17 protein-coding genes are annotated in these 21,143 nt (G+C 67.7%); 12 read left to right on the top strand and 5 right to left on the bottom strand.

What is annotated here, in order from left to right; all coding sequences use genetic code 11:
• Nucleotides 1–102 precede the first annotated feature (102 nt).
• Nucleotides 103–795: a protein-L-isoaspartate(D-aspartate) O-methyltransferase gene (locus BMZ69_RS04785; protein ID WP_244543206.1), complete on the bottom strand. Its 693-nt coding sequence runs from the start codon at nucleotides 793–795 to the stop codon at nucleotides 103–105.
• Nucleotides 796–1,329: 534 nt separating this feature from the next.
• Here BMZ69_RS04785 and BMZ69_RS04780 point away from each other — a divergent pair.
• Genes BMZ69_RS04780 through BMZ69_RS04755 form a run of 6 tightly spaced genes read left to right on the top strand, consistent with a single transcriptional unit; the run spans nucleotide 1,330 to nucleotide 7,688 of the window.
• Nucleotides 1,330–1,923 carry a flavin reductase family protein gene (locus tag BMZ69_RS04780; protein ID WP_092155381.1) on the top strand — a complete coding sequence of 198 codons (594 nt, stop codon included), beginning with the start codon at nucleotides 1,330–1,332 and terminating at the stop codon, nucleotides 1,921–1,923.
• A 17-nt stretch (nucleotides 1,924–1,940) separates the two neighbouring features.
• Nucleotides 1,941–2,945 (top strand): MsnO8 family LLM class oxidoreductase, encoded by a 1,005-nt coding sequence (locus BMZ69_RS04775; RefSeq protein ID WP_092155379.1) that lies wholly within the window; start codon nucleotides 1,941–1,943, stop codon nucleotides 2,943–2,945.
• A gap of 17 nt (nucleotides 2,946–2,962) precedes the next feature.
• Complete coding sequence (locus BMZ69_RS04770) at nucleotides 2,963–4,306, top strand: LLM class flavin-dependent oxidoreductase (protein ID WP_092155377.1); 1,344 nt, start codon at nucleotides 2,963–2,965, stop codon at nucleotides 4,304–4,306.
• A 50-nt stretch (nucleotides 4,307–4,356) separates the two neighbouring features.
• On the top strand, nucleotides 4,357–4,890 hold the full coding sequence (locus tag BMZ69_RS04765; protein WP_092155375.1) for a GNAT family N-acetyltransferase: 534 nt from the start codon (nucleotides 4,357–4,359) through the stop codon (nucleotides 4,888–4,890).
• Nucleotides 4,891–4,929: 39 nt separating this feature from the next.
• On the top strand, nucleotides 4,930–6,732 hold the full coding sequence (locus BMZ69_RS32340) for an amino acid ABC transporter permease/ATP-binding protein (RefSeq protein WP_092155373.1): 1,803 nt from the start codon (nucleotides 4,930–4,932) through the stop codon (nucleotides 6,730–6,732).
• A gap of 23 nt (nucleotides 6,733–6,755) precedes the next feature.
• The gene (locus tag BMZ69_RS04755) at nucleotides 6,756–7,688 is read left to right on the top strand and encodes an ABC transporter substrate-binding protein (RefSeq protein ID WP_092155370.1); all 933 of its coding nucleotides are present in this window, start codon (nucleotides 6,756–6,758) and stop codon (nucleotides 7,686–7,688) included.
• Between the two features lie 193 nt (nucleotides 7,689–7,881).
• Here the strand turns inward: BMZ69_RS04755 and leuA are convergent, their stop codons facing one another.
• On the bottom strand, nucleotides 7,882–9,549 hold the full coding sequence (leuA, locus tag BMZ69_RS04750) for a 2-isopropylmalate synthase (protein WP_092155475.1): 1,668 nt from the start codon (nucleotides 9,547–9,549) through the stop codon (nucleotides 7,882–7,884).
• A gap of 306 nt (nucleotides 9,550–9,855) precedes the next feature.
• On the opposite strand from leuA, the gene BMZ69_RS04745 reads away from it, so the two are divergent.
• The 4 genes from BMZ69_RS04745 to BMZ69_RS04730 all read left to right on the top strand — a co-directional run bounded on the left by BMZ69_RS04745 (nucleotide 9,856) and on the right by BMZ69_RS04730 (nucleotide 14,075).
• Complete coding sequence (locus BMZ69_RS04745; protein WP_092155368.1) at nucleotides 9,856–10,797, top strand: ABC transporter permease; 942 nt, start codon at nucleotides 9,856–9,858, stop codon at nucleotides 10,795–10,797.
• Nucleotides 10,794–11,672 (top strand): ABC transporter permease, encoded by an 879-nt coding sequence (locus tag BMZ69_RS04740; protein WP_092155366.1) that lies wholly within the window; start codon nucleotides 10,794–10,796, stop codon nucleotides 11,670–11,672. The genes BMZ69_RS04745 and BMZ69_RS04740 overlap by 4 nt, the downstream gene beginning before the upstream one ends.
• A 4-nt stretch (nucleotides 11,673–11,676) precedes the next feature.
• Nucleotides 11,677–12,447 (top strand): glycerophosphodiester phosphodiesterase, encoded by a 771-nt coding sequence (locus BMZ69_RS04735; RefSeq protein WP_092155364.1) that lies wholly within the window; start codon nucleotides 11,677–11,679, stop codon nucleotides 12,445–12,447.
• Between the two features lie 65 nt (nucleotides 12,448–12,512).
• Nucleotides 12,513–14,075 carry an ABC transporter substrate-binding protein gene (locus tag BMZ69_RS04730; RefSeq protein ID WP_092155362.1) on the top strand — a complete coding sequence of 521 codons (1,563 nt, stop codon included), beginning with the start codon at nucleotides 12,513–12,515 and terminating at the stop codon, nucleotides 14,073–14,075.
• A gap of 60 nt (nucleotides 14,076–14,135) precedes the next feature.
• On the opposite strand, the gene BMZ69_RS04725 is transcribed toward BMZ69_RS04730, so the two are convergent.
• From BMZ69_RS04725 to BMZ69_RS04715, 3 genes are read right to left on the bottom strand one after another with little or no spacing between them, the layout of a single operon-like run.
• Nucleotides 14,136–15,614, bottom strand: coding sequence for an alkaline phosphatase family protein (locus tag BMZ69_RS04725; protein ID WP_175506662.1), 1,479 nt, complete (start codon nucleotides 15,612–15,614; stop codon nucleotides 14,136–14,138).
• A gap of 25 nt (nucleotides 15,615–15,639) precedes the next feature.
• On the bottom strand, nucleotides 15,640–16,629 hold the full coding sequence (locus BMZ69_RS04720; protein ID WP_092155358.1) for an ABC transporter ATP-binding protein: 990 nt from the start codon (nucleotides 16,627–16,629) through the stop codon (nucleotides 15,640–15,642).
• Complete coding sequence (locus BMZ69_RS04715; RefSeq protein ID WP_092155355.1) at nucleotides 16,626–17,672, bottom strand: ABC transporter ATP-binding protein; 1,047 nt, start codon at nucleotides 17,670–17,672, stop codon at nucleotides 16,626–16,628. Before BMZ69_RS04715 ends, BMZ69_RS04720 begins: the two co-directional genes overlap by 4 nt.
• Before the next feature lie 268 nt (nucleotides 17,673–17,940).
• On the opposite strand from BMZ69_RS04715, the gene BMZ69_RS04710 reads away from it, so the two are divergent.
• Together BMZ69_RS04710 and BMZ69_RS04705 are read left to right on the top strand one after the other, a co-directional pair.
• A complete protein-coding gene (locus BMZ69_RS04710) occupies nucleotides 17,941–18,807 on the top strand; it encodes a helix-turn-helix transcriptional regulator (protein WP_092155353.1) in 867 nt (288 codons plus the stop codon).
• A gap of 149 nt (nucleotides 18,808–18,956) precedes the next feature.
• Nucleotides 18,957–21,134 (top strand): TonB-dependent siderophore receptor, encoded by a 2,178-nt coding sequence (locus tag BMZ69_RS04705; protein ID WP_092155351.1) that lies wholly within the window; start codon nucleotides 18,957–18,959, stop codon nucleotides 21,132–21,134.
• The last annotated feature ends 9 nt before the right edge of the window (nucleotides 21,135–21,143 follow it).

Raw genomic sequence — 21,143 nt, 5'->3', positions numbered from 1 at the left:
AATCGATTGCAAAACTGTCAACCGGCGACTTTCGGGAGCTGTCCAGCAGATGCTCACGGCGAGCCTGGCATCGCGGCGCGCCATCGTCATGAGAGGCCGAGACTAGATGTCGCCCCTGTCCGGCGATCCTTCGCGTCCTGCTGCCCAGCCATAGCGGCCGATCAGCGGCACGAAGCTGACCGGCACGAGGCGTTCACTCTCGAAAGCGTCCTCGGCCTGTCGGGTCAGCCTGATCAGCATCTGGCCGTGCTCGCTGAGCCCCACCGGGATGACCAGACGCCCGCCGATGGCGAGCTGTCGCTTCAGGGTTTCGGGGATGTCGGGGCTGCCGGCAGAGACGATGATCGCGTCGAACGGCGCCGCCACGGGCAAACCTGCTGTGCCGTCGGCGCAAAGGATCTCGGCGTTGTGGTAGCCGAGCTGCTGCAGCCTCTTCGTTGCCTCTTTCGCCAATCCAGAGTGGCGCTCGATCGCGTAGACCTTGCGCGCCATGCGACTAAGGAGCGCCGCGACATAGCCCGAGCCGGCGCCGATTTCGAGCACCTTGTTCTGCGCAGCGATCGCAGCCGCTTCCAGCATCAGGGCGACGACATAGGGTTGTGAGATCGTCTGCTCCTCGCCGATTGGGAGCGGACTGTCGTGATAGGCGAATTCCGCGAGATTGGCTGCGATGAAGGCCTCGCGCGGCACCTCTCGCATCGCGTCGAGCACCCGCTCGTGGCGAATGCCGCGGGCGACCAGTTGCTGCTCGACCATCATCTGGCGGGCGCAGATGTAGTCGGTGGCTTCGGGCATGATCGCCTCCGCTGACGGGGCCTGGAGGGATATTGTAACCCCACGAGGCAGCCGCTGCGGACAAACGTGGGGACAACGTGCTGGTTCGCGTCGAGAACGATGCTGCCGCTGCCGGAGCAGAAACCTGCCGTGCCGGCGGCAAAGGGCGAGCGCTTCCGCCTCCGACTGGGCGCATCTTTGAAAAGACATTTCATTGACCCTGCATGATTTCCGCAGGAAGAATGTCAGTATCGAACGTTGATGACTGCGTTCGGTCGCGGGATTTGCTGGAGCAGCTTGCGCCGCGTCAACAATGCTAAAAGCACCACGATGCAATCGTGGGCTCCGAGCACGGAGACACGCAGATGAAATCGTGCAGAAAGTTCGATTTTGGGGCAATCCGGCAGTCTGCTGCGATGCTTCTGATCCTTGGCCCTGCGGTCTGACCGCAGAATTCATCGCTTCCAGCAGCACCAGCGCCCCGGCCAACCGTGCCGGAACGTCGTCCCATGACGGCGCGCGCCTCGCTGCGCCCTCTCGTCAGTCGAGGCCTTCATGACCGTTGTCTCGCTCGTTGATTCCGCCGCTGCAGCTCCTCGTCCACCCGGGCGGATCGGAGCGCCGGCGCAGATCCCCAGCTTCCGGGCGGCGCTGCGCCATCTCGCCGGCGGCGTCAGCGTGATCACGACCGGGCAGGGCGCCGATCGCACCGGCTTGACCGTCACCTCGCTGTCCTCGCTCTCGGCCGAGCCGCCGACAGTGATGTTCGGTCTGAACCTGAGTTCGTCGAGCTTCCCGGTGCTGGCCCGCCACCGCAGCTTCGGCGTGAATTTCCTCAACGCGACGCAAAAGCAGATCGCCGACCGCTTCGCCGGCCGCGCCGGCGAGAAGGGCGAGGCGCGCTATGCCGGCGCGAGCTGGACGACCGGCGTCACCGGCGCGCCGCTGCTGGAGGGCGCGCTCGCCGCGCTCGACTGCGAGGTCGAGGAGCTGATCGAGCGGCATTCGCACGCCATCGTCATCGGCCGGGTGCGCGAGGTCCGGCTCGGCGGCGACGATGCGGCGCTGGTCTATTGGCGCGGCGATTATGAGCGCCTCGGCTGGATGGCCGAGGAGGCGCGTACGGCCTGCGGCCTGCGCGGCATCTGAGCCCGGCGAGACATCCCATGGCCTATTCCCTAAGCCTGCTCGACAAGAGCCCGATCCTCGACGGCGAGAGCGCCGTCGATGCCCTGCAGCGCACCATCGCGCTGGCGCAGGCGGCCGAGCGGCTCGGCTATCGTCGCTTCTGGCTCGCCGAGCACCACGGCTTTCCCGGTCTCGCCAGCTCGGCGCCGGAGATTCTGGTCGCGCATCTGATCGCCCGCACCCGTCGCATTCGCATCGGTTCCGGCGGCGTCCTCCTGCAGCATTACAGCACCTACAAGGTCGCCGAGACCTTCAACCTGCTCGCCGCGCTGGCGCCGGATCGCATCGATCTCGGCATCGGCAAGGCGCCGGGCGGCCTGCCGCTCTCGACCAGAGCGCTGCGCGTCCAGCACGATCCGGAGCGCGCGCGTTCCTTCGAGGCATTGCTGGCCGAACTCGATGGCTTCCTCGCAGGCTCGCTAGACGCGGGTGATCCGCAGGCCGGCGCGCAAGCCCTGCCGAAGCCGCCCGTTTCACCTGAACGCTTCCTGCTCGGTGCCAGCCCAGACAGCGCCCGGCTGGCGGCCGATCTCGGCTGGCGTTTCGTCTTTGCCGGTCAGCTCAACGGCGATCCGAAGGCGCTGGAGGCGGCCATCGGCGCCTATGCCAGCGCTGGCGCCACGGACCAGCCTCTGCTGGGTATCGCGGCTCTCGCTGCCGCGACCGCCGAGGAAGCTAGGGCGCTGACCGAGCCGCTGCGCGTCGTCAGGCTGACGCTCGACAACGGTCAGAGCGTCAATCTCGGCAGCGAGGAGCAGGCCGCCGAGTTCGCCCGCCAGGCCGGGGCCGCCTCCTACATCACCGAGATCCGCCGCCCCAGCATCCTCGCCGGCACGGCCGAGGATGTCCGGCGCGAGCTCGATGCACTCTCGGCCCGCTTCGGCATCGCCGAATTCGTCATCGACACGCCCGCCGCCGCGACCGCGCAGCGCCTCGCCTCGATCACGCTGCTGGCCGGCGACGCGCCGGCGCTTGCGGCTTGAGCCGACAGGAGACACCGATGAGCAAGACCCGTCTCACCTTCGGCCTGATGCTGCAGGGCCCCGGCAGCCACATGAACGCCTGGCGCCACCCGAGCAATCCGCCCGATGCCAGCGTCAATCTCGATTTCTTCATCCGCAACGCCCGCAAGGCCGAAGAGAACGGCATCGCCTTCGCCTTCGTCGCCGACGGGCTCTACATCAACGAAAAGTCGATCCCGCATTTCCTCAACCGGTTCGAGCCGCTGACCATCCTCTCGGCGCTGGCTATCGTGACGAAGAAGCTCGGCCTCGTCGGCACGGTCTCGACCTCCTATAGCGACCCCTTCACCATCGCCCGGCAATTCGCCTCGCTCGACCTGATCTCCGGCGGGCGCGCCGGCTGGAATGCGGTGACCTCGCCGCTGGAGGGTTCCGGCCGCAATTATGGCCGCCCGCATCCCGAGCATTCCCTGCGCTACGAGATCGCGCATGAATACCTCGACATCGCCAAGGGCCTCTGGGATTCCTGGGACGACGACGCCTTCGTCCGCGACCGCGAGACCGGCCGCTTCTTCGACCGCGAGAAGCTGCATACGCTCGGCTACAAGGGCCGCTTCTTCCAGGTCGAGGGCCCGCTCAACATCCAGCGCTCGCCGCAGGGCCAGCCGGTGCTGTTCCAGGCCGGCGCCTCGGATGCCGGCATCGGCCTCGCCGGCCGCCATGCCGATGCGGTCTTCGCCAACCATGTCTCGCTGGAAGAGGGCCAGGCCTTCTATCGCAGCATCAAGACCAGTGCGATCGCGCAGGGGCGGCTGGCGGACGACATCAAGATCTTCCCGAGCGCCGGGCCGATCGTCGGGCGCACCCGGCAGGAGGCCGAGGACAAGTACCAGGCGATCCGCGATCTCGTCTCGATCGATGACGCGCTCGCCTATCTCGGCCGCTTCTTCGACCATCACGATTTCAGCGCCTATCCGCTTGACGCCCCGTTCCCGGAGCTCGGCGAGATCGGCAAGAACAGCTTCCGCTCGACCACCGACCGGATCAAGCGCACTGCCGCATTGAAGCGCCAGACCTTGCGCGAGGCGGCGCTGGAAGCTGCGACCCCGCGCGCCGACCTGATCGGCTCGGTGCAGGAGATCGCCGACATCCTGGTGGAGCGCGTCGAGAAGCAGACAGCCGACGGCTTCATTCTCGGCTTCCCGGTGATCGGGCAGGGACTCGACGATTTCATCGAGCTGGTCATTCCGGAGCTGGAGGCGCGCGGCGTCTACGACCGCAACCTGCCGGGCAAGACGCTGCGCGACCATCTCGGATTGCCGCGCCGCGAGAGCCGCAATGCGCGCACCGCTCCGGCATCCGCGCCGCGCAAGGCCGGCTGAAAACTCTGCACAATCCGTTTCCAGAACCCAGCGATCCGAGAGGCTATACCATGGCCGACGAATTCTTCTACACCACCCCGCTCGACCCGCTCGCCCAGCCACTGGTCGAGCAGCTGACCTGGGAATACGCCACGCGCTATGGCAGTTATTTCGGCGAGCCGCCCGGCGCTGAGATGAGCCGCTATCCCGCCTCGCTGTTCGCGCCCCCCGAGGGCAATTTCGTGCTGCTGCTGCGCGACGGCCGCGCCATCGCCGGCGGTGCCTTCAAGCGCTATGACGCGCAGACGGCCGAGCTGAAGCGGATGTGGACCGACAGCGCCTTTCGCCGCCAGGGCCTGGCCCGGCGCGTCGTCGAGGAGCTGGAGGCGCAGGCCGTGCGCCAGGGCTATGGCAAGATCTTCCTGACCACCGGCTTCCGCCAGCCCGAGGCGCGGGATCTCTACCTCAGCACCGGCTATACGCCGCTCTTCGATCCCGCCGTCGATCCCGAGATCTACAAGAAGCTCGCCTTCGAGAAGGATCTAGCCGTCGCGCCCTACCGGCTGCGGCCGCTGGCCGAGCAGTTGCCCGTCAGCGCCGCCTGATCGCGCCGCCCGCCGCACCAACAGAAAACGAGACCAGCCATGAGCCTCGCCAGCGATTTCGCGGGCCTGCCGACGCGCGCCCATAGCACACCGCCGACCCGCGATTTCAGCCGCTACAAGATCGTGCCGGCGCGCTATCCGGCCCGCACGATCGGCACCGCCTTCGCGGTCGTCGTGATCTTCGCGGTCGCGAACTCGGTCCTCTCCAATCCGCGCTGGGGCTGGGATGTCTTTGCCGAATGGTTCTTCGCCGAGCCGGTGCTGGCGGGCCTGGCGCGCACGCTGCTGCTCACTTTGCTCGGCACGGTCTTGGGCTTCCTGCTCGGCACCGGGCTCGCTTTGGCGCGCGTCTCGGGCTCGCCGCTGCTGGCCTCGCTGTCCTTCGCCTATGTCTGGCTGTTCCGCTCGATCCCGCTGATCGTGCTGCTGCTGATCCTCAATAATCTCGGCTATCTCTATTCGACGGTCTGGCTCGGTGTTCCCTTCACCGACATCACCTTCGCCTCCTGGTCGACGACACAATTGATCACGCCGTTCTTCGCGGCGGTGCTCGGGCTGACACTGCATGCCGGCGCCTTCTCGTCGGAGATCGTGCGCGGCGGCATCCTCTCTGTCGATCAGGGCCAGCACGAGGCAGCCGCGGCGCTCGGCCTGCCGCGCCATCGCCAGTTCTCGCGGATCGTGCTGCCGCAGGCGATGCGCACCATCCTGCCCAACGGCTTCAACGAGATCATCCTGCTGGCGAAGGGCACCAGCCAGGTCTACATCCTGGCGCTGCCGGAGCTGTTCTACACCATCCAGATCATCTACCGGCGCAATCTCGAAGTGATCCCGCTCCTGATGGTGGCGACGGTCTGGTACCTCGTCATCCTCAGCGTGCTCTCCTTCGTCCAGCACCATATCGAGCGCTATTACTCGCGCGGCGCGCTGCGCAATCCGCCGCCCTCGCTGATCGGCTTGGCGCTGGCCCGCTTCGGCCGCTCGCGTGATGCCGCCGCGGCGCGTCGCACCGAGGCCACGCTGGCCCAGACGGGCTCATCCGCTTCGGCAGCCCCTTCGCTGGCGAGCCTGTCGCCGCGTGCCGGCGGCGAGATCCGCATCAGCAATGTCTCGAAGAGCTTCGGCCCGCTCAAGGTGCTCGACGATGTCAGCCTGGCGCTGCGGCCCGGCAGCGTCACCGCGATCATCGGCCAGTCCGGCTCCGGCAAGTCCACGCTGCTGCGCTCGATCAACCATCTCGAGCGCGTCGACGAGGGCTTCATCGCCATCGACGGCGAGCTGATCGGCTACCGGCAGGACTGCGATACGCTCTACGAGCTCAAGGAGGGCGAGATCCTGAAGCGCCGCGTCGATGTCGGCATGGTCTTCCAGAGCTTCAATCTGTTCCCGCACCTGACCGCGATCGAGAATGTCATCGAGGCACCGCTCGCGGTGCGCGGCGTCTCCCGCGAACAGGCTTTGGCCGAGGCCCGCGAACTGCTCGCCCGCGTCGGCCTCGCCGACAAGGTCGACGCCTATCCGCGTCAGCTCTCCGGCGGCCAGCAGCAGCGCGTCGCCATCGCCAGGGCGCTGGCGCTGAAGCCCAAGGTCCTGCTCTTCGACGAGCCGACCTCGGCGCTCGACCCCGAGCTGGTCAACGAGGTGCTCGACGTCATCAAGGAGCTCGCCCGCTCCGGCACCACGCTGGTGATCGTCACCCATGAGATCGGCTTTGCGCGCGAGGTAGCCGACGAGGTCGTCTTCATGGAGGCCGGCCGCATCCTCGAAGTCGGCCCGCCGGCCCGCGTCCTGGCCGAGCCCGACCATCCCCGCACCCGCGAATTCCTCGCCAAGGTCCTCTGAACATCATTTTCAAGGAGCAAACCATGATTACACGACGCAATACGCTCGCCTTGCTCGGCGCCGCCTCGGCCGGCGCGCTTCTCCCCTCGCTCGGCCTCGCCCAGCAGGCGATCGACCTCTCGCCCGAGCAGCCCGGCCGGCCACGGGCGGAGCGTGACGAGGCTGCGATCAGGCTGATCGGCAAGGACGCCAAGTTCTTGAAGGACGGCGTCTTCACCGTCGCCAATGCCACCGGCCGTCTGCCCTTCGCCGGCTATGCCAGCGATACCAAGAGCATCGTCGGCTCGGAGCCGGACATCGCGCAGCTCGTCGCCGATGCGCTCGGGCGCAAGCTCGAGATCGTCCCGGTCTCCTGGGCCGACTGGCCGCTCGGCGTCGCCTCCGGCAAGTACGATGCGGCGATTTCGAACATCACCGTCACCGAGCAGCGCAAGGAGAAGTTCGACTTTTCGACCTACCGCAAGGACCTGCTCGGCTTCTATGTGAAGAAGGACAACGAGATTCAGATCCGCGAGCCGCGCGACATCGCCGGGCTCAAGGTCATCGTCGGCTCCGGCACCAATCAGGAGCAGATCCTGCTGCGCTGGAACGAGCAGAACGTGAAGGACGGGCTGAAGCCGGCCGAGGTCCAGTATTATGACGATGACGTCGTGCTCTACCTCGCGCTCGAGACCGGCCGCGCCGACGCCTATCTCGGCCCGAACGCACTGCTCAGCTTCAAGGCGGCACAGGAGAACAAGACGCGTCTGGCAGGCAATTTCTCAGGCGGCTGGCCTCTGCTGGCCGAGATCGCGGTGACGACCCGCAAGGGCGCCGGCCTCGCCGAGGCGATCACCCACGCCATCAACACCCAGATCGGCAACGGCAACTACGCCAGGGCACTCGGGCGCTGGAACCTTGCCGCCGAGGCGATCGAGCAGTCGCGCACCAACCCGCCCGGCCTGCCGGCGAAGTGAGCGTAGCGGGCGTCGCTGCGACCGGCTGCGGAAGCGCGCCGTCTTTCCGGGACTTCGCGGAGCGAAGGGCCCGGAATCCAGAACCGATGTTGGTCGTTCAGATGCACACCGGCAGGCGCACTTTTTCGGCCAGCATATCGGTTCTGGATTCCGGGCTCAGGCCTATGGCCTGCCCCGGAAAGACAGCGGAACGTCAGCCCGTCTGCCCGGCCATCACGCGCTGCATGCCGCTGAGCACGGCCTTCAGCGAGGCCATGACGATGTTCGGGTCGATGCCGACGCCGTGGACGGTCCGGCCGTTCCCATCCTCAAGCTTCACATAGCAGGCGGCGGTGGCGTTGGCGCCGCGGCCGACCGCGTGCTCGTGATAGTCGAGGAAGGAGAATTCGACGCCATAGGTCGTCTTCAGCGCGTCCACGAAAGCATCGATCGGCCCGTTGCCGACGCCCTCGATGGTGCGGATCGCGCCATCCTGCTTCAGCTCCGCCGTCAGCGTGCGCGAACCCTGCGCGCCCGGGAAGGTCTTGTGGGCGAGCAGCTCCAGCGGCGCGTCGCTCAACAGATAGGTCTTGCTGAACAGCGACCAGAGCGCCGCGCTGGTCAGTTCCTTGCCCTCCTCGTCCATCTGCTCCTGGGCGATCTTGGAGAAGGCGATCTGCAGCGGGCGCGGCAGGTCGAGGCCGTGATCGGCCTGCAGGATATAGGCGATGCCGCCCTTGCCGGATTGCGAGTTGATCCGGATCACCGCCTCGTAGTCGCGGCCGACATCCTTGGGGTCGATCGGCAGATAGGGCACCTGGAAGAGCGGATCGTTGCGCTTCTCCTGCGCGTCGAAGCCCTTCTTGATCGCATCCTGATGCGAGCCGGAGAAGGCGGTGTAGACGAGCTCGCCGACATAAGGGTGGCGCTCGTGCACCGGCAGCTGCGTGCAGTATTCGGCGATGCTGCGGATCTCGTTGACGTCGCGCAGGTCGAGCTCGGGATCGACCCCTTGCGTGAACAGGTTCAGCGCCATGGTGACGATGTCGACATTGCCGGTGCGCTCGCCATTGCCGAACAGCGTGCCCTCGACACGGTCGGCGCCGGCCATCAAGGCGAGCTCGGCGGCCGCCACCGCCGTGCCGCGGTCATTGTGCGGATGAATCGAGAGCAGCACGCTGTCGCGGTCGGAGATGTGGCGGCCGAACCATTCGAACTGGTCGGCATGGACATTGGGCGTCGCCATCTCGACGGTCGCCGGCAGATTGAGGATCAGCTTCTTCTGCGGCGTCGGCTTGATCACCGCCTTGACCGCCTCGCAGATCTCCAGGGCGTAGTCGAGCTCGGTCCCCGTGAAGCTCTCGGGCGAGTATTCGAAGGTGAAATTCGTCTCGGGCGCCTGGGCCGCGAGGGCCTTGATCTGGGCGGCCGCATCGGTCGCGATCTTGACGATGCCCTTGCGGTCGGAGCGGAAGACCACGTCGCGCTGCAGCGTCGAGGTCGAGTTGTAGAAGTGCAGGATGACGTTCTTGGCGCCCTTCACCGCCTCGAAGGTGCGCTCGATCAATTCGGAGCGGCACTGGGTCAGCACCTGGATCGCGACATCGTCAGGGATCGCGCCGCGCTCGATGATCGAGCGGACGAAGTCGAAATCGGTCTGGGATGCGGCGGGGAAGGCGACCTCAATCTCCTTGAACCCCATCTTCACCAGGAGATTGAACATGCGGTCCTTGCGATCGACGCCCATCGGCTCGATCAGCGCCTGGTTGCCGTCGCGAAGGTCGACGGAGCACCAGATCGGCGCCTTGGTCAGCACCTGCGACGGCCATTTGCGGTCGGGCAGGTTGACCGGCGCATAGGCGCGGTACTTGGAAATCGGCATCGTGGTCATGGGACAACCCTTGCGAAGGATGCGGCGTCGGGCCCGCTCAGGGCTCTACTGCGCCGTCATGCGATATGGACAGGCCTTCAAATCCCGGCGCGCTCACGGCGCCGGGCGGCTAAGTCGCAGGGTCAGGCCCCGGATGGCGGACCGAAATCGCATGGTCGGACATAACCACCCCGGGAGAGGAAGATCAACCTCGCTGCGCCAGCGAATTCCGCGCTGGGCGGGCTGAGTGCGACCTGTCATTCCTTTGTCGCGTAAGCATCGGCACAAGCTCGGCCTTCGATTCACGAGCCCTCGGCGATGCTGCGTTTCCTGGCCCTCCGCATCCTGCGCGCGCTGCTGACGGTCGCGATCTGCGTATCGGCGGTGTTCCTGGCGCTGCGGCTCGCCGGCGATCCTGCCGACATCATGCTCTCGATCGAGACGCCGCCGGATGTGCGCGCCTATTATCGCGAGCTCTGGTGGCTCGATCGCCCGCTCGCCGAGCAGTATCTGCGCTATCTCGCCAGCGTGATCAGGGGCGATTTCGGCCTCTCCTTCGCCGATGACCGGCCGGCCTTCGCCGCGGTCGTCGACGCCCTGCCGAAGACCTTCCTGCTCGGCGCCTGCGCGCTCCTGCTCGCCCTGCTGATCGGCATGCCGCTCGGGGTCCTGGCAGCGCTGCGCCGCAACAGCGCGGTCGACCGCTTCGCCATGGCGGTCGCCGTGCTCGGCTATGCGATCCCGATCTTCTTCCTCGGCATCCTGCTGATCCTGCTCTTCGCGCTCAAATTGCGCGTCCTGCCATCGGCGGGATCCGAGACGCCCTGGCATTTGATCCTGCCGGTGGTGACGCTGGCGCTGCCGCTCGCCGGGCGCCTCGCGCGCTTTGCCCGCACCGCCACGCTCGAAGTGCTCGGCAAGCCATTCATCCGCGCCGCCCGGGCTCGCGGGGTGATGCCGCTCTCGGTGATCCTGCGCCACGCCCTGCCCAATGCCGCGGTGCCGCTGCTGATGTTCATCGGCATCGAGATCGGCCATATCCTCGCCGGCAGCGCCGTGGTCGAGACAATCTTCGCCTGGCCGGGCATCGGCCGCCTGCTGGTCGATTCCGTCTCGACGCGCGATCTCGCCGTGGTCCAGGCGGTGATCCTGACCGTCACGATCGTGATGGTCGCCGCCAACCTCCTGGTCGATATCCTGCACATCCTGATCGATCCGCGGCTCGGCGGCTTCTCGCGCAGCCTCGGCAAGCCGGCATGAGCGCGAGCCTCGATATCGGCGCGGTTCCCGCCTCCCGCCCGCGCGGGCGCCGCATGTCGCCGGTGGTGAAGCTCTCGGCCGGCTTCCTCGTCCTCGTCGTCCTCGTCGCGATCCTGGCGGACTGGCTGGCGCCGATCCACTATACCACGCAGAACCTGCTGGCCCGGCTGAAGCCGCCGCTGACGCAGAGCGGCGGCACGACCTACTGGCTCGGCACCGACCAGCTCGGCCGCGACATCCTCAGCCGCATGATCTACGCGGTCCGCACCTCGATCCTGATCGCGGTGATGGGCACGCTGATCGGGGCGGTGTTCGGCACGCTGCTCGGCTTCATCGCGGCGCGTATGCGCGGCATCATCGACCAGACGATCATGATGCTGGTCGATGCGCAGGCGGCGATCCCGGCCCTGTTCCTGGCGCTGACCATGCTCGCCTTCTTCGGCAACAACATCGTGCTGTTCATCGTCCTGGTCAGCATCGACGGCTGGGACCGCTATACCCGCCTCGCCCGTGGCCTCGTCGCCTCCGAGCAGGAAAGCGACTACATCAATGCGGTCGAGGCACTCGGTGCGCGTACCTCCCGCGTCGTCCTGCGCCATCTCTTGCCCAACATCGTCGCGGCGTTGGTGGTGCAGGCCACGCTCAACTTCCCCGGCACGATCCTGCTGGAGACCTCGCTCTCCTTCCTCGGTCTCGGCGTGCAGCCGCCCGGCACCTCGCTCGGCCTGATGCTCGGCGAAGGACGGCGCTATCTCCTCAATGCCTGGTGGATCGCGGTCTTCCCTGGGCTCGTCATCTTCCTGACGACGCTGTCGATGAGCCTGTTCGGCGACTGGCTGCGCGACCGTTTCGACCCGACCAGCGAGCGGCACTGAGACGATGAGCTTCGCCATCCGCAGCATAGCCGGTCCCCTCCCACTCGCCATCGCCCATCGTGGCGGCGCCCTGCTCGCGCCGGAGAACAGCGCCGAGGCCTTCGAGCAGGCGAAGGCTGTCGGCGCCGAGATCGTCGAGACCGATGTGCGTCTGAGCGCCGACGGCGCACTGGTCTGCCTGCACGATGCCGATCTGCAGCGTATCGCCGGTGATCCCCGCCTCGTTGCCGAGACCGCACTCGTCGAATTGCGGGCGATCCTGCCCGGCCTGCTGACGCTGGACAAGGCGATCGCCGCCTCCGCGCCGCTCGGCTTGCTTCTGGATGTGAAGCTCACCGACCCTTCGGTGCTGGCGCATATCTTCGATGTCGTCGCAGCGGCAGGGGCCAGCGAGCGCGCACTGCTCGGCCTGCGCTCGCTCGATCTGATCGCAGCGGCACGCACCCTGTCCTCGGAGATCGCGATCCTCGCGCTGGTGCCGGACCCGCAGTCCTGCGAGCAGGCGAAGGCCCTCGGTGCGGACTGGTTCCGCTTCTGGCAAGGCGAGGCGACGGCGGAGCGCATCGCCGCCGCACGCAGCCTTGGCCTGCGGACGGTGATCATGGTCGGGCAGCCGCGGTCCGCCGCCGAGCCCGGCTATCCGCCTTTCCCGGTCGGGCGGATCAATGCGCGGGGGATCGACCGCGTCCTTTCGCTCGCGCCCGATGCGGTGATGCTGGACGATCCCCGTCTGCTGCTCTCGGCCCGCGCCGTCACGGCCCTGTCGTCCAACTGAGGCATGGCAGCGCGATTGCGCGGCGAGCCGACTCGGCCTCGCCGCCGACAGATGCGAGACATGCCATGATCACCCTTTCCCGCCGCCGCTTCCTCGAAGGCGCCTCCGCCGCCTCGGCGCTGCTCGCCGCCCCGCAGGCCTTCGCCGCCGGCGAGACGCGACCCAACTTCACAGTCGCGGTCGCTGATCTGCCGGCAACGCTGGAGCCGGCGCGCGAGCTCTCCAATGTGGGCACGCGTGTCACCTATTCGATCTTCGATACGCTGATCCGCCGCGACTTCCTCGGCGCTGCCGATGGCGGCGGCTCCGAGCTGAAGCCGCATCTGGCGGTGAAGTGGGATCGCGTCTCGCCGCAGGAGCTGATCGTCACGCTGCGCCAGGGCGTGAAGTTCCACAATGGCGACGAGCTGACCTCCGAAGACGTCGCCTACACCTTCCGCGACGGCCGCCTCTGGGGCGACAAGGCCCAGATCCCCGGCGGCAAGCCCTATTTCGGCATCCTCGCCGGCGTCGAGCCGATCGACCGCTACACCGTACGCTTCCGCACCAGGGTCGCCGACGTGCTGCTGGAGCAGCGGCTCGCCTCCTGGTGCGCCTGGATCGTCAACAAGCGCGCCTATGAGGCGATGGGTTTCGAAGCCTATTCGCGGAAGCCGGTGGCGACCGGGCCCTATCGCGTCGTCTCGCATTCCGCTGCCGAAGCGACCGTACTGGAAGCCTTCGACGACTATTTCATGGGCAAGCCGACCGCCAAGCGCGTCACCTTCCGCCGCGTGCCCGAACTGGCGGCGCGCGTCGCCGGGCTCGTCGCCGGCGATTACGACCTGATCACCAATATCCCGCCGGACCAGATGAGCGTCGTCGGCGCCTACAAGGACATCGATGTCCGTTCGGTCGTGCTCGCGAACGTCCATGTTCTCGCCTATAACGAGCAGGACAAGGTCCTGGCCGACAAGCGGGTGCGCCAGGCGCTGAACCTTGCGATCGACCGGCAGAAGCTGGTCGATGCGCTCTGGCAGGGCACGGCGCAGGTGCCGGCGAGCCACAACTTCCCCGAATACGGCCAGATGTTCGTCGAGGGCCGCAAGCTGGCTTACGACCCCGCCAAGGCCAAGGCGCTGCTGCAGCAGGCCGGCTACAAGGGCGAGCCGATCGTCTACCGCACCATGGCCAACTACTACACCAATGCGCTGGAGGCGGCGCAGATCCTGGTTGAGCAGTGGAAGGCCGTCGGCATCAACGCCTCGCTGCAGGTGGTCGAGAATTCCACCCAGATGCGCGGGGCCGGCGCGCAGATCTTCAACTGGTCGAACTCGACGCGCCTGCCCGATCCGCTCGGCGCGATCTGGGTCGCCTGGGGGCCGGCCGGCGAGATCCAGGTCTCGAAGTTCTGGACCTCGGCTGATGGCTTCAACAAGGCCGGCACGGCGCTGGAGGCGGAGGTCGATCCGGCCAAGCGCAAGGCGCTGTTCACGCAGATGCTCGACATCTGGGAGGACGAGGCGCCGGCGACGATCCTCTACCAGCCGAGCGAGGCCTATGCGATCAAGAAGGCGATCGCCTGGCGGCCGACGACCTTCTATTTCATGGACCTGCGTCCGGACAACCTGTCCTTCACCCGCAGCTGAGTGGCGCGCACGCGCAAAGACGACGGGGCGGCTTAGCCGCCCCTTTTGCGTTCCCGCGGATCAGTGGCCGCCGAGGATGAAGCGGCGGCCGTCCTGCTCGGCGAACTCGACCTGCTGGGTGAAGGCGCCGCGCCCCGTCGAGACGCGGCGGATGCGCGCTTCCTCCCTGGCCGGGCGGGAGAGGTCGCGGCCGACCATGCTCGGCGCCTTGGCGAGACCGGAGAGACCAAGCACGGTCGGGCCGATGTCGATGATCCCGGCCGGCTCCTGTGAGACGCTGCCAACCTCGCCATTACCCGTGCCGACGATCAGCACGGTGTTGAGCTCGTGCGGATTGATGCCGCCATGCATGCCGCCGCCGAGCGGGACATCGCCCGGTGTCATCGCGCCGAGGCCGGGCAGGCCGTACTGGTCGGCGGCGAGCGACGATTTCAGGATGAACATCAGGTCCGGCTGGCGCCCGGCGTGGCCGGCGCCCACCAGGTCGAGCGACAAGGTGCCGGGGATGTCGCCGTCCTCGCCGCTGCCGCGCGAGAAGACATGGCCGATCGTCGGCTGCTCCATCAGCCAGGCGGCAATGCGCTCGAGCTGGCTGCGGTCGTCGCCGCGCAGGCGGATCTCGCCGCTGATGCCGCCCGTCGCCAGGAAGGCGGCGCCGTCGACGGCTTTGGCATTGCTGAGGTCGAAGCCGGCCTCGCGCGCCGCATCGAACAGCGGCTCGACCGAGCCGGTCGAGATCTGGCCATGGTCGGAGGCGGCGATCACCGCGATGCGCTCGCCGTCTGGCTGGGCCTCGACCCAGTCGAGGATGGCGCCGAAGGCGCGGTCCGCCTGCTGCAGGCCGGCCTTGGCCTCCGGCGAGCCGAGCCCGCGATAATGGAAGGTGGTGTCGGGCTCGTTGAACCAGATCAGCGCGACATCGGGCTTCAATACCGGAAGCACATGTTCGACCATCACCCGGCCGCCATAGGCGAGCTCGTCGAGGCGCGGCAGCTGCCGCTCCGGCAACGGGCCGAGCCTGGCGATGGCGTCCTCGACCGCCTCCGGCGTCTGCGTCGCCTCGGTCCCGAGCATCGTGAAGGTCCAGTGCCCGTTGGCGCGGGCGCGTGGATTGATGAAATGAGCCGAGCCGGCCGAGCCGGTGTGGACGACGGCGAGCCGCTTGCCTGCACGCGCCAGCACGTCGCCGAAGGTATCGACCGCGATCAGCCGGCCGCCATGATGCGCTTCCGCCCGGCGCAGCATGCCGATGTCGCTGGTGTCGAAGATGCGCTCGGGAATGGCGCCTTCGAGGTAGAAGGCGTTGCCGACGATGCCGTGCACGGCGGGAGGCGCGCCGGTGGCGATCGCGCTGGTCGCGACACGGGTCACCGAGGGGAACACGCTGCGTGCCCGGCGGAACCAGGTGCCGCGCGCCGCGAGGCGCAGGATATTCGGGGTCAGCTCAGGCGTGACGAGGTCTGGCCTCAGCCCGTCGAAGACCGCGACGATAACGCGTGTGGCGGGGTAGCGGTCGTGGTTAGCCGGGTTTTGGGCCATGTCGGTGTCCGGTCGGTCCATGGGATCAGGCAGCAGCTGCTTGGGCGTCCGAAGCCACCGGTACCAGATGGCAGGCGGCGAGTCGTCCGTCGCCGGCGGGACGCAGTGCCGGAGCCTCCTCGCGGCAGCGGGCGACGGCGCGCGGGCAGCGTGGATGGAAGGCGCAGCCGGCCGGCCGGTCGACCGGATTGGGCGGGTCGCCGCGCAGGATGATGCGCTCGCGCGTGCCGCGCTGGATTGTCGGCACCGCCGAGACCAGCGCTTCGGTGTAGGGATGGGCCGGCGCATGGAACAGCGCCTCCGGCGGGCCCTGCTCGACGATCCCCCCGAGATACATCACGGCGACCTCGTCGGCGATCTGGCGAACGACCTTCAGATCGTGGCTGATGAAGAGATAGGCCATGCCGAAGCGCTCCTGCAGGTCCTGCAGGAGGTTGATGACCTGGGCCGCGACCGAGACGTCGAGGGCCGAGATCGGCTCGTCGCAAACCAGCAATTCCGGCCCAAGGATCAGCGCCCGGGCAAGCACGACACGCTGGCGCTGCCCGCCGGAGAGCTCGTGCGGATAGCGCTCGAACAGGTCGGGCCTCAGTCCGACCGCCTCGAACAGCTGGAGCGCCCTCTGCCGCCGCGCCTCGGCGCCGGGTTCGAGACCATGGATGACGAGCGGCTCGACGATCTGCTCGCCGACGGGCAGGCGCCGATCGAGCGCCGCGAGCGGGTCTTGGTGCACCAGCTGCATCCGCCGGCGCAGGGCGCGCCACTGGTGATCGCGCGTCGCGCTGATCGCTTCGCCGGCGAAGGTGATCCGCCCGCTTGTCGCCGGCAGCAGGCCGAGCGCGAGCCGCGCGGTGGTCGACTTGCCGCAACCGGACTCGCCGACCAGGCCGAGTGTCTTTCCGGCGGCGAGGGAAAAGCTCACGCCATCGACGGCATACAGCAATCGCTTCTGTCCGCTCGCCGTCGCGACCGGATAATGGCGGGCGAGATCATCGACGCGCAGCAGCGGGGTCATGCGAAGGCTCCGACCGAAACCGGCTCACGGGTGGCAGGCACCGGCGCCGTCTCGGCGAGACGCAGGCAGGCGGCACGCTGCTCCTGTGCCGCAAGCACGAGAGGCGGCGTTTCGCTCCGGCACGCCTCGATCGCCAGGGAACAGCGTGGCGCGAAGGCGCAGCCCGGCGGCATCCGGTCCGGCGCGGGAACCGTGCCCGCGATCGGCGTCAACTGGCGGCGCGGCCCGTCGAGGCTCGGCAGGGCGGCGAGCAGGCCGCGCGTATAGGGATGGCGCGGCCTACCGAGCAGGTCCTGCGTCGCCGCGGTCTCGACGACGCGGCCGGCATACATCACCGCGACACGGTCGCAGAGATCGGCGACGACACCGATATCGTGCGAGATCAGCACCAGCCCCATGCCGCTCTCGCGGCGAATGTCGCGGATCAGGTCTAGGATCTGGGCCTGGATCGTCGCGTCGAGCGCGGTGGTGGGCTCGTCGGCGATCAGCACCTCGGGCTCGCCGGCGAGCGCCAGCGCGATCATCGCGCGCTGGTTCATGCCACCGGAGAACTCATGCGGGTATTGCCGGAGCCGCCGCGGCGCATCGGCGATGCCGACGCGGTCGAGCAGGCGCAGCGCCTCGCGCTGGGCGGCGTCGCCGCGCAGGCCGCGATGCAGGCGCAGCACCTCGGCGAGCTGGGTGCCGATCCGTTGCACCGGATTGAGCGAGCTGGTCGGGTCCTGGAAGATCAGTCCGATGCGCCCGCCGCGAACCCTTGCGAGCGCGCGCTCCGGCAGGCGAGTGATGTCCTCGCCACGGAGCCGGACCTCGCCGGAAGTGACGACGTCGCGGCCGAGCAGGCGCAGTGCCGCGAGCCAGGTCACGCTCTTGCCGCAGCCGGACTCCCCGACGATGCCGAGTGCCTCGCCGGGCGCGAGCGAAAGGTCGATGCCGCGCACCACCGGAACGGGGCCGCTGGCTCCCGGGAAAGCGACGGAAAAGCCATCGAGCGCCAGCAGCGGGCCGCGGCTTGCCGGCAGGCCGGGCAGCGGCGCGGCCATGCCGGAGCGATCGCTGGTGGTCGGGAGTGTCATCCCAGCGGGATAGGCGCGCTTCGATGACCGTGATGTGACGCGGCAGGAGCGACGGAACCAGGGCGGCCTCCGCAGCGAACGGTGGCGCTAAATGCACCGGCAAGGATTGTCGATATGCAGATGGCCGAGGCTGCGAGATTCAATAGAGGGCGACCTTGTGTCCCATCGAGTCTAGAAGAATTTCAATCTGCCTGGGAAGTCTTGAGGCCAGAGGCGATTGAACTATGCTGTACGGGTGAACGCCATCAAGACCCTGTCCGACTCTGAATCCTTGGTAGGCCTGCCGCTGTTCTCGCGGCAGCTGTCGCTGTCGGCCGGGACATTTCCGATTCCCGAAGGCGAGCGCATCACCGGGCCGATGCGTCGGGGCCTCAAGATCGCGGTCATGCTCGACGGACGGCAATCCCTGGAGATCGACGACCAGCCTGCGGTCATGGTCCGCGGGCCGGCGCTGCTGGTCACCGCCAATGTCGGCGACCATGTCCAGCAGCGCACCGGTCTCAGCGGCGGCATGGTCCGCTGCGTGCTGATGCAGTTCGACCTCGACTTCGTCGAGCGGGAATTCGCCGCGCCGATGCAGCAATTGTTCGCACTGGCAGGGGCGGGCGATGCCGGCATCTGGGTGCGCCCGGCCGATGCCGATCTTTGCGCCCTCGCCCTCCAGATCGCGCAGGCGCCGGTGGCGGCGCCGCTGCGGCGGCTCTATCTTGCCGGCAAGACGCTGGAGCTGACCGCCATGGCGCTCGACCGGATCGTCGGCCAGCCGCCCTTGCGGCCGGCGCGTCTCCCGGTCCGAACGCGCGAGCAGGTCCATGCGGTCAGGGACATACTGGTCGCAGCGATGCAGGAGCCGCCCAGCCTCGCCGAGCTCGCCCGTGCGACCGGCCTCAACCCGACCAAGCTGACCTCCGCCTTCCGCGCCGAGTTCGGCACCAGCGTCTTCGGCTATCTGCAGGAGCAGCGGCTGCAGCAGGCGCATGCGCTGATCGCCGAAGGCGAGGCGAGCATCGCCGAGGCGGCCTTTCGCGTCGGCTACACTCCGGCGCATTTCTCCAGCCTGTTCCGCAAGCGCTTCGGCATGCCGCCGAGCGCGCTGCGGTGAGGTATCTGTTTCAGAGCTGGAAAGGCTCGAAACTGCGCCGAAAGAAATACTGCCGCAATCGAAAGCCGACGCCGTTGCCCGCCCAGCCCGCTTGCTGAAAGAACCCTGCCAATGGGTCGCCAGGACGGCGAAGGGGCGAGAGTGTGGGCATGGCTGGAGTTCTGATCATCGGCAATCGCGCCGCCTTGGCGGTTGGCGTCGCCCTCGGCGCGGTCATCGCGGCCTGGCCGAGCGCCGTGCTCGCACAGAGCGGCGAAGCGGTCAGCCTCGATACGATCGAGGTTCAGGGCGAACGGGCCAGCGGACCGGTCAACGGCTATGTCGCGCGGCGCAGCGAGAGCGCGACCAAGACCGACACGCCGCTGATCGAGACGCCGCAATCGGTTACCGTCGTCACCCGCCAGCAGATGGACGACCAGGGCGCGCAGAGCGTCAGCCAGGCGCTGCGCTATTCGGCCAGCGTGCTCGGCGAGACGCGCCTGTCGATGGGCCGCTATGACAGCGTCTTCATCCGCGGCTTCGGCGGCAGCGGCGGCAGCGCAGGCTTCGTCAACATGCTCGACGGCCTGAGGTTGCAGCGCGGCGTCAACTTCCTGGTGCCGGCGGTCGATCCGTGGGGGCTGGAGCGGGTCGAGGTGATCCGCGGCCCGGCCTCGGTGATCTTCGGCCAGCTCAAGCCGGGCGGCCTGATCGAGATGGTCAGCAAGCGCCCGCGCGACGTGGCTCACGGCGAGGTCCAGGTCCAGTTCGGCAGCTTCGAGCGCAAGCAGCTCGCCTTCGACATCGGCGGGCCGGTGACGCCCGACAAGACGATCCTCTACCGCATCGTCGGGCTCGGCCGGGCCGCCGACACCCAGGTCGACTTCACCAAGGAGGAGCGCCTCTACATCGCGCCTTCCGTCACCTTCCAGCCCAATGCCGCGACCAGCCTGACGCTGCTGACCTCGTTCCAGCGCGATCCGGAGACCGGCTTCTACGGCTTCATCCCCTCGGTCGGGACCGCGCTGCCGAACCGCAATGGCAAGATCCGCAGCAACTTCTTCCCGGGCGAGCCGAGCTATGAAGGCTATAGCCGCAACCATCTGACGCTCGGCTATGCCTTCGAGCATCGCTTCAACGACGTCTTCAGCGTTCGCCAGAACGTCCGCTACAGCGATCTGGAATCGCGCAACCGGACGGTCGCGGCCGCCTCGCTGGGCGCCGACCAGCGCACGCTGACCCGCCGTGTCACCGCCTCGAACGAGAAGGCGCAGACTTTTGGCATCGACAACCAGCTCCAGGCCGATTTCCGCACGGGCGCGCTGACCCACAAGGTGCTGTTCGGCGTCGACGGCTACTGGAGCGATGGCACCGCCTTTACCGGCGCCGGCGGCACCGTGCAGACGCTAGACGCCTTCAACCCGGTCTATGGCCGCAGGCCCTTCGCGGTGCCGGCGGTACCGGGGACGGGGCAGGTCGCGCAGCAGTACGGCGTCTATATCCAGGACCAGATCAAGCTCGATCGGCTCTCGCTGGTGGTCGGTGGCCGCTTCGACCGGGCGATGACGCGCACGCGCAACCTGGTCAACGGCGCGCTGACCAAGCAGGACGACACCGCCAATACCGGCCGCGTCGCGCTGATGTACAATTTCGACAACGGCTTTGCGCCCTATGCCAGCTACGCGACCTCGTTCGAGCCGGTGCCGGGCACGACCTTCAACCGCGTCGCCTTCAAGCCGACCGAGGGCGAGCAGTACGAGGCTGGCTTCAAGTATCAGCCGCCGGGCTACAACGCCTTCCTGCAGGCGGCGGTCTACCAGCTGACGCAGACCAATGTGCAGACCGCGGACCTCGCCAATCCCGGTTTCCAGATCCAGACCGGCGAGGTTAGGGCGCGCGGCGCCGAGATCGAGGCGCGGGCGACGCTCTTCGACAATCTCGATCTGATCGCGGCCTATACCTTCACTGACGCCGAGGTGACCAAGAGCACCGGCGTCGATCTCCACAAGCGGCCGACGGTGGTGCCGCGTCACATGGCTTCGCTCTGGGCGCACTATACCTTCAAGACCGGCCTGTTCGCAGGTCTCGGCCTCGGAGCCGGCGTGCGCTATGTCGGCAAGGGCGCGGGCGATCCCGGCAACACCTTCTTCACCGACGACTACACGATGGTCGATGCCGCGATCAGCTATGATCTCGGCGCTGCCAATGCCGCGATGAAGGGCTGGAAGGTGCAGGTCAACGCGCAGAACCTGTTCGACAAGGAGTATGTCGCGGGCTGCTACGGCGCCGTGCAGTGCTCCTTCGGCCTGCGCCGCACCGTGCTGGCGACCCTGTCCTATCGCTGGTGAGGGCAGGCG

The organism is Allobosea sp. CRIB-10, assembly GCF_900112185.1.
Taxonomy (GTDB): domain Bacteria; phylum Pseudomonadota; class Alphaproteobacteria; order Rhizobiales; family Beijerinckiaceae; genus Allobosea.
This window is presented reverse-complemented; position numbering and strand designations above follow the sequence as displayed.